This is a genomic window from Synechococcus sp. R5-12 (assembly GCF_047502655.1).
In the GTDB taxonomy this organism is placed as follows: Bacteria; Cyanobacteriota; Cyanobacteriia; order Thermostichales; family Thermostichaceae; genus Thermostichus.
Map to the genome: position 1 here is coordinate 1 of NZ_JANSIM010000176.1, position 8,136 is coordinate 8,136.

Sequence of the window (8,136 nt, forward strand, 5' to 3'; positions counted from 1 at the left end):
TGGCAACCTAGCTCGGTGCCAGGCCCACCACCCTAACCCAATCAAGAGGAACCCAATCAATAGGGGAGTTGGCTTCCGTCAAGCCTCTCTACCTGAAAGCTGACACCATTGAGTGAAGGCAAGCTAGTGAGGTAACAGTTTTGTCGACCATTAGCTTGCCATGTTACCTGCTCTACACCAGTTGGCTCGTTCTGCCAGAGCGGTCTTTGTGTACGGCATGGGAGAGGGGGGGATGTAATCCAACTTCACGATCCCTATCCGTAGTTACTCTTGGCATCTATCGACATCTAGCAGCAGTGAGCTTGCAGTCGGGGTTACGAGGGATCCTCAGCCCACAGGTGATCGACGAACCGAGGGGAGTGGGAGAATCCCTGGCGGACACGGAGGCTTTGATCCAGGTTTGGCATGGACGCGGGGAGGGGCAAATTTACATCTGGGTCAGGTTCCATGCTCCTTATTCTGGCCATCCTGAGAGTTTTGTCCAGGGATCCGCTCTAGCCCAAAGGTATGGAGTGGGGCTGCACACCCACTTGGCGGAAACTCGCCGGGGAGTGGAAACTCTACAGGCTCGCTATGGATTGACCCCGGTGCAGTGTTTGAAACGCTGGGGATCCCTGAGTGCTCAGACCTTGGCCGCCCACTGTGTGCATGTGGGGGCTGAAGAAATCGAATCGAGGAGATGCGGTTGGCGGTGTTTCTGCAGCGGTTGGGATCGGGGGATGGAGCTGCTCTGCCGGCGCAACAGGCTTTGTGGATGGCTACACAAGGCAGTGCCGCCTGTCTGGGTCTGGAAGGGGAAATCGGCAGCTTGGAGGTGGGCAAAAAAGCGGATTTGATCTTGCTGGATTTGGGCGTGGGCACCGCTAACCGCTATGCCAAAAAGCTCGTCACCTGCTTGTGAGAACCTGTGGGCTGCATTTTGACCGTGACTCTATTGCACAGCTCAAAGCGGCCCTCGTCGGGCATATGCTCGAAGAATGTGTTAGGCGTCAGAGGAGCAGCGACAGCCTGGATCACAGATATAACCCCTGGTCATTCGTCAGTGGTGCGGAGCGCATTGGGGGCATCCTAATCCCGCCAGCGGGCTTTTGGAGCATCCTGTGAATAGCTCTCAGGGTGCTTGCACGGGCGGTGGGTTGTTGCGCAAAAACGGCTGTACGGCTACAAATCCCAACCCAAACGATCCAATGACTAAGACGACTGCAGCGGCCATCCAAAGTACGGCAGAGCCCTGGGATCCGTGATGTTGCTCCCGTACCCGCTGATAAATGCCGGTGGAATAGGCTGAGGAGTCTGCCTCGCCGAGATAGGGATCCGGGCCGCCCCTATCCTGCATCAACTCGTCCAGGGAAGGAACCTGGTAGCCAGTGCGGGGGTAGGGCTCGGCAGAGGTGTGGGTGGAAGGGTGGCGAAGGGAATCAAAGGAGGACGGGGCAAAGCCGTTGGATGAGAAGGAGGGGGTCTCGTTGCGGGCCTGTCGGCGCTTGAGGCGATTCAAAAAATCGTAGCTGGGAGGGGCTTCCGGTTGGCCGGGATTGACAGTCGGGCTGTTCTGTTGGAAAGAGGCTTCAGAAGCTGCAGCAACTTGGGCAGCCTGGCCATTTGCGTCAGCAAGCCGTAGGCTGATTTGCTGCAGGCGCTTCAGGGTGTGGCCCAATTGCCCCTGGAACTCTCGGGTGATGGCAGCGAGCTCTCCAGACAACTGCTGATGCAGAGCGCGCAGGTGCTGGTTTTCCGAGGAAAGCAGGCTTACCTGCTGACGGGCAGACTCCAACTCTTCGGCCACTTGTTGATACACCTGAATCGGCACCACCCCTGGCCCCGTCTCCATTGCGGCAGGGGAGCGAAAGCCACTGGGGTTACTGTTGCTGTTGCGAGCGCCAGAGGGGCTAGAACCCCGAAAACCGTATTGCATAGATTGGGATCGACTCGGAAGGACAGGGGGCTGGGACAGCTTGACACAGAGGGATCCAAGATATCAGGGATCTCCAAGGATAGTGCTGAACACCGGCAACCTAAAGGTGTGCAGCTCTAGCTTTAGTGTAAGCCGCGATTGCTACCCCAAGCATACCGCTAAGCCTTTGGAATGGGCGATCTCTTCACAGCAATTTTTCCCGCCCACAAGCGCCATTTCCCCGCTGCTTCCAGGGAGGGCCGGCTTGCGCTGTCGTTCCCACGTCACGAATACTCTCCCACCAAGTCCGGGGAGCCTGAAGATTCGGAATCTGAGGCAGAGGAGTCCTGCAGCAGCCGCTCCAGATCCCGTCGCAGAGGTGGTTCCAACTGTTCCAGCTCATTGACAAAGTCTTTTATACCCTGAAACTGGCGATAAACGGAGGCAAAGCGCACGTAGGCCACCTCACTTAGGTGTTGCAGGCGCTCCAGCACCATCTCGCCGATGCGCAGGCTGGTTACCTCTTGGGCATCTTCCAATTGCAGTTTTTCTTCGATCTCATTGACCAGCTCTTCCATCTGTCTGACGGTGACGGGGGTTTTTTGGCAGGCACGCATCACCCCTTGCAGGATCTTGTTGCGGTTGAAACTTTCGCGGGATCCATCCCGTTTAATGACCATGATGGGCATGAACTCGATGCGCTCATAGGTGGTGAAGCGGTAGCCACAGGACATGCATTCTCGCCGCCGCCGCACACTCTGGCCACCTTCTGCCGAACGAGATTCCAAAACTCGGATTTCTTGTTTGCTGCAGCGGGGACATTTCATGGCTTGCAGTCCTTACAAAGCGACAGGTGGGTAGGAGGGTGCCTCAATTTTACCGGATGCTTAATCTTCTGGTGCTTAGACAGATTGCAAATGAGATGGACTCTGTTCGTCGAGTGCAGATTGCAAGGGATCCCACCAAGCAGCGGCTTGCGCCTGGATCTGGGCCTTCAGCTCCGGTTCCATGCGATCCAAATGGATCAATACCCATTTCATTCTGCCCAAGGGGGCTAAGAGGGATCGCTGACGCAACAGGAAGTCCCAATACAACGTATTGATGGGGCAGGCTTGTTTGCCAACCTTTTCGCTGGGATTGTAGCGGCAATGGCGGCAGTAGTCACTCATTTTGCGGATGTACTGAGCAGAGGCGGCATAGGGTTTGGTGGAGAGCATGCCCCCATCGGCAAAAAGGCCCATGCCGATGACGTTGGGCTGCATCACCCAGTCGTAGCTGTCGATAAACACATCCTGAAACCACGCTTCTACTGCCTGGGGCTGAATGCCACTGATGAGGGCGAAATTGCTGAGCACCATCAGCCGCTGGATATGGTGGGCATAACCATGACGGCGAATTTGATCCAGGGTGTGCTGCAGACAGGCCATGTCGGTTTTGCCCGTCCAAAAAAACTCTGGCAGGGGTCGCTGGTGGCCAAAAAAGTTGTTCTGGGCATAGCCGTTGGGCATTTGGTATTCGTAGAAGCCGCGCATGTACTCCCGCCAGCCCAGGATCTGGCGGATGAAGCCTTCGGCGGAGGGCAGGGGGATCCCGCCGCGATGGTAGGCTTGTTCGACGGCAGCGATGACTTCGTGGGGGGTGAGCAGGCCCAAGTTGAGGTAGGGAGAAAGCAGCGAGTGGAAAAGGAAGTCTTCCCCGGCTTGCATGGCGTCTTGCCAGGGGCCGAAGTGGGGCAGGCGCTCGTGAATGAAATGATCAAGCACTTGCAGGGCTTGGGCGCGGGTGACGGCCCAGCCAAATCCTTCTAAGGATCCGAAGTGATGGCCGTAGTGTTGCCTAACTTTTGCGATGACAGCCTGGGTAATGGCATCGGGGGAAAAGGTGAGGGGCCGAGGATAGCGCATTCCCGGTTTGGGAGGATGGCGGTTCTCCCGGTCGTAGTTCCAGCGCCCCCCCAGGGGCTTGGGGCCGTCCATGAGAATGCGGAAGCGTCTTCGCCCTTCGCGGTAAAAGTCTTCCAGGAGCAGGCGCTTGCGGCCTGAGGCCCAGTCGATAAATTGACGAGTACTCCAGAGGAAGTGGTTGTTTTCCACAACCAAGAGGGGGCAGGGGAGGGTGGATCTCAGATTTTCCACCTCCTCCCGGATGGGAATATCAGCTGGCTGCATGAGGCGGATCTGCTGCAGTTGATGTTGCTTGGCCCAGGTTTGCAGGGGCTCGGCATAGCTGTCGGCTTCCACGTAGGTGACTGGGTAGCCCCGCTGTTGCAGTTCTTGGGCAAAGTGGCGCATGGCCGACCAGACCAGCACCAATTTCTGCTGATGGTGGTTGCGGGAGCTGGCCCACCGGTGAGATTCGATGAGAATGACGGGAACTCGGTCTGGGGATAGGGTCGAGAGGGAAGCGAGGGCGGATTGCTGTGGGTGGAGTTGATCCGCAAGGATCCAAACCCCTTCTGGGCCGGCAGATGGAGCGATCATGGGATGCTGAAGCTCTCGGCTATGGGAGGAGCGCTGAGAATGACACAGGTTGAGTTTAGCTCTGGGGGGCAAGGCCAGGTGGCAGTTGCAAGGGATCCCAATGTCTGCTGAATCTCTGCGGATTGTTTTCAAAGCATGAACGGTACAGACGAGGAGAGAGAGACATTGCCGGAGAGACCCCACAGGCCGGGGATCCCTTTCCTGCGGTGGTGGGCCGGGCTGGGGATGGTGGCCCTGCTGCTGCTGGTGATCTGGAATTGGACGGATCCCTTGCCGCCAGCCTGGGATGAGGCGCAGCATTTGTTGCAGGCGCAGGCGTTTGGGCTTCACCTGCAGCGGTTTCGCTGGGATGGGCTGTGGGGGCAGCAGTTTTTGCATTTGAACCAGCGCTACCCCCCTTTGGCCTATTGGCTGGGGATCCCCTTGGCGGCTCTGCATCCCTTCAGCCGGGCGGACGGGCAGTTGCTCAACTTGGTGTTGCTGGGGGTGCTGGTTCTGGCAACGCAGCGGCTGGGACAGCGGGTCTATCGCTCTGGGGAAGTGGGCTGGCTGGCGGCGGCGTTGGTGCTCCTCTATCCGGGGATCACGGCTTTGGCCCACGTGTACATGTTGGAGTTGCCGCTGGTGGTGGCGGTGACGCTGGCGTTTTGGGCGCTGTGGGCCTATGGGGAGAAGCCTTCCTGGTGGGGGGCGGTGGGGGTGGGGGCGGGGGTGGCGGCGGTGCTGCTCACCAAGTGGACGGGGGTGCTGTTTTTGCTGTTGCCTTTGCTGGGGATCCCGCTGTTGCCGGGCAAGAGGATCCCTTGGTTGGTGCGGCTGGCCCATCTGACCTTGGGCATGGGCGTGGCGCTGCTTTTGTGCTGGCCCTGGTATGGGGCCAATTGGCTGTTTGTGCTCAGCAATGGCTGGGCTTACGCCGAGACTGCCCACTACTACATCACTTGCCCAGCGGGATCCCTGTGCTGGTGGACTGCCTACTTGCGCCTTTTGCCCCTGCAGATGAGCCCTTTTTTGTGTGGGTTGCCGCTGCTGAGCGGGTGGGGATCCCTGGACAGGCGAGAGGCAGTCTTGTGGGCCACCTACGGTTCCGGCTACCTTCTCTACACCCTGGTGGACATCAAAGATGTGCGCTTCACCCTACCCCTGCTGCCTCTCTTGGCCGTGTTATCAGCAGGCGGGATCCAAAAGGCTTGCCGGTGGTTGGAGGAACGCTGGGGTGCGTGGGCTTTGCAAAGGGGAGTCTGTACAGGGCTAGTTCTGGGCTGCTTGGCCTTGGCCAATTTGGGTCGGCCCCTCACCCCAGGGGTGGCCCCTCTGTGGACGGGGATCCAGATGCGCTGGCAGGGGAAGCACCCCACGCAGGAGCTGACCCAGTGGATCCAATCCTTGATCCAGCCAGGTTTGACCACCACGCTGGGAGTTCTCCCCAATACAGAGCTGATCTCTTCCGAAACCCTCACCTACTTGGCGGCTCTTCAGCGCTGGCCGGTTACATTCCGCGCTGCCGGGCAAACCCCCTGGCCGGAGCTGGAGCTATCCTTGCTGGATGGGTTTGTGGATGCCGAAGGGGAACAGGGAATTATTGGCCCTTATGGCCCGACTAAGGAGCAGATCCGGCAGCACCTGCGCAGCAGCCCAGACTGGCGACAAGATCCGGCGGTGGAGTTGCCTACGGTGGGTCGGCTGCACACTTACTTCCCTCGCTTTTCAAAGGTGACGGTACAGGAGTGGCCTCTGGAAGCTGGGGAGGTGGAGCTGGTGGAGGTTGAGGCGCTGTCGGAGCTGGGGATCCCGGCCTGGAAGTTGCGCTGGCAAGGCCCAGCTCAGAACTTGGCCCAGACGCTGGTTTGGGCGCGGCTGGAAGATGGGCAAGGACGGGTTTTGGAGAAGCGGGCCTGGGTGCTGGGGCAGAATCGCCTGCAGCTCAACTCAACAGGCGGCTGGCTGGTGGAAGAGATCTTGACGCTGCCCACAACCGACTTCCCAAGAGGTGGCCTTCTCCACCTGGAATGGCAGTCGCCCAAAGGGATCCGCCATTCCCTACACCAATCCTGGAGAGGATCCCTGTCGAGCTTCCCGAAGGAAGGCCCCTTCCTTGTAACGGATCCCTTGTTTCCTCTCCGCGAGGCGGCCAGAGCTGCTGCCGCTGGGGATCTGCAGGCCCTCTCCCTTTATCTCAATGCCTGGACAACCCTGCAATACCCGACTTTTTTGACGGATCCAGATCGCATCCTGGTACGGCAACTGCTGGAGGGGGAACGGCAACAGGCTGCTGCCCAAGGCCAACCGAGCCAGCAAATCCAGAGCCACTACCAACTGGGCTTGATGTTGGCGGCGCTGTTACAACCAGAAGCAGCTCAGTTGCATTTTCAACAGATCGTCGAGCTGGATCCGGAAGACGAGTGGGCGCGGGCTTACCTGGGGTTTTTGCGAGTATTGTTCACTCACGACTTTGAGGGGATCCGGGGGTTGCGACAAGAGCTCTCGGCTGTGCTTCAGCCTCTTTGCCAGAAAACAGTTCAGGATTGGGACTTGAATTGGATTTGTGCTGCTCTTTAGCCACAAAGTCCAGCTCCATTTGCGAAACCTGGGAAAGAAGAAAGTCGGCAAAAGCTTTGGCCACCACCGAAAGACGCTTAGAGCGCAAATAGACCAAATACCAGAACCCCCGAATGGGAAACTCTTCCACATCCAAAATAGCCAGATGATGCTGCCACCCCCCCAAGGCCAACACATGCTGAGACAAAACCGAAATGCCCAATCCACCCACAATGCCCTGGCGAATGGCTTCGCTGCTGCCTATCTCCATGCGGATGTTGAGTTTCAGGTTATGCTTCTCAAAAAGCCGCTCTACAGCCATGCGGGTGCCGGAGCCGGGTTCACGGGCTAAAAAAGGTTCTTGGGCAATGCGCGCCAGAGGGATCCCCTTTTGGCCCACCAGGGGATGATGAATGGGGGCCATCACCACCAAGGGATTTTCCAGAAAAGGTTGCGCCACTACGTCCAGATCTTCTGGCGGCATCCCCATCACGTAGAGATCGTCCATGTTGTTGCTCATCCGCTCCAAAACCTGCTGGCGGTTGAGCACCCTAAGAGCTACGTCGATGCCGGGATACTGCTGACAAAATGGCCCCAGCAGACGGGGTATAAAGTATTTGGCAGTGGTGACCACTCCAATGCTCAGCCGTCCCTGCTTTAGCCCCTTCAGGTCGGCAAGGGTCATCTCGAATTGATTCAATTGTTCAAAAATCTTCTCGCAGGTTTGGTGTAAAGCTTGCCCCGCTTCGGTGAGATACAGCCGCTTGCCCACCTGTTCAAACAACGGTAACCCCACGGCTTTGCTCAATTGCTTGATCTGCATGGAAATCGTGGGTTGGGTCAGGTAGAGCTCTTCGGCAGCGCGGGTAAAGCTCAGGTGGCGGGCGGCAACCTCGAAGATTTGCAGTTGATGCAGGGTAATGGCCTTCATGGACAATCAAGAAAAGCTAAAGGTTTACTACTAAATCATAAGCGCTAATCTATGCCTTTTGGCGAGATCCCCATGAGAGCCTGGCTGACGGTCACAGTGGCGGAAGGGGCAAAACCGAAGAGCAACCCCCTACCACTCGGACTTAAGGTAGAGATCGACCAAGGGATTGCGCCGGTCTGGGCACAGGCGGCTGTTTTTTTCCAATAGCCGCTCTCTGGGCAGGAGAAGAGTACGATCGCAGACATTCTCGTGGAGCATGCCTCTAACCCCCAAAACCCTGAACTTTGCTGAAT

General features: G+C 57.9%; 6 protein-coding genes and 1 pseudogene. 3 read left to right on the top strand and 4 right to left on the bottom strand.

Annotated features, from left to right (window positions below):
• Positions 1-206: 206 nt before the first annotated feature.
• Together NW843_RS09915 and NW843_RS09920 are read left to right on the top strand one after the other, a co-directional pair.
• Positions 207-658: pseudogene (locus NW843_RS09915) on the top strand (amidohydrolase family protein); the annotation flags it as partial.
• Between the two features lie 21 nt (positions 659-679).
• Positions 680-901 carry an amidohydrolase family protein gene (locus NW843_RS09920; protein ID WP_414522838.1) on the top strand — a complete coding sequence of 74 codons (222 nt, stop codon included), beginning with the start codon at positions 680-682 and terminating at the stop codon, positions 899-901.
• Positions 902-1,111: 210 nt separating this feature from the next.
• Here the strand turns inward: NW843_RS09920 and NW843_RS09925 are convergent, their stop codons facing one another.
• From NW843_RS09925 to NW843_RS09935, 3 genes are all read right to left on the bottom strand, one after another.
• On the bottom strand, positions 1,112-1,915 hold the full coding sequence (locus tag NW843_RS09925) for a hypothetical protein (protein WP_414522839.1): 804 nt from the start codon (positions 1,913-1,915) through the stop codon (positions 1,112-1,114).
• 263 nt (positions 1,916-2,178) lie between these two features.
• A complete protein-coding gene (gene nrdR, locus NW843_RS09930; RefSeq protein WP_011433544.1) occupies positions 2,179-2,721 on the bottom strand; it encodes a transcriptional regulator NrdR in 543 nt (180 codons plus the stop codon).
• Between the two features lie 75 nt (positions 2,722-2,796).
• Positions 2,797-4,374 carry a cryptochrome/photolyase family protein gene (locus NW843_RS09935; RefSeq protein WP_414522840.1) on the bottom strand — a complete coding sequence of 526 codons (1,578 nt, stop codon included), beginning with the start codon at positions 4,372-4,374 and terminating at the stop codon, positions 2,797-2,799.
• A gap of 135 nt (positions 4,375-4,509) precedes the next feature.
• Here NW843_RS09935 and NW843_RS09940 point away from each other — a divergent pair, with 135 nt between their 5' ends.
• Positions 4,510-6,933, top strand: coding sequence for a hypothetical protein (locus tag NW843_RS09940; protein ID WP_414522841.1), 2,424 nt, complete (start codon positions 4,510-4,512; stop codon positions 6,931-6,933).
• On the opposite strand, the gene NW843_RS09945 is transcribed toward NW843_RS09940, so the two are convergent.
• Positions 6,815-7,843, bottom strand: coding sequence for a LysR substrate-binding domain-containing protein (locus tag NW843_RS09945; protein ID WP_414522842.1), 1,029 nt, complete (start codon positions 7,841-7,843; stop codon positions 6,815-6,817). The two genes, NW843_RS09940 and NW843_RS09945, sit on opposite strands and share 119 nt — an antisense overlap.
• Positions 7,844-8,136 lie beyond the last annotated feature (293 nt).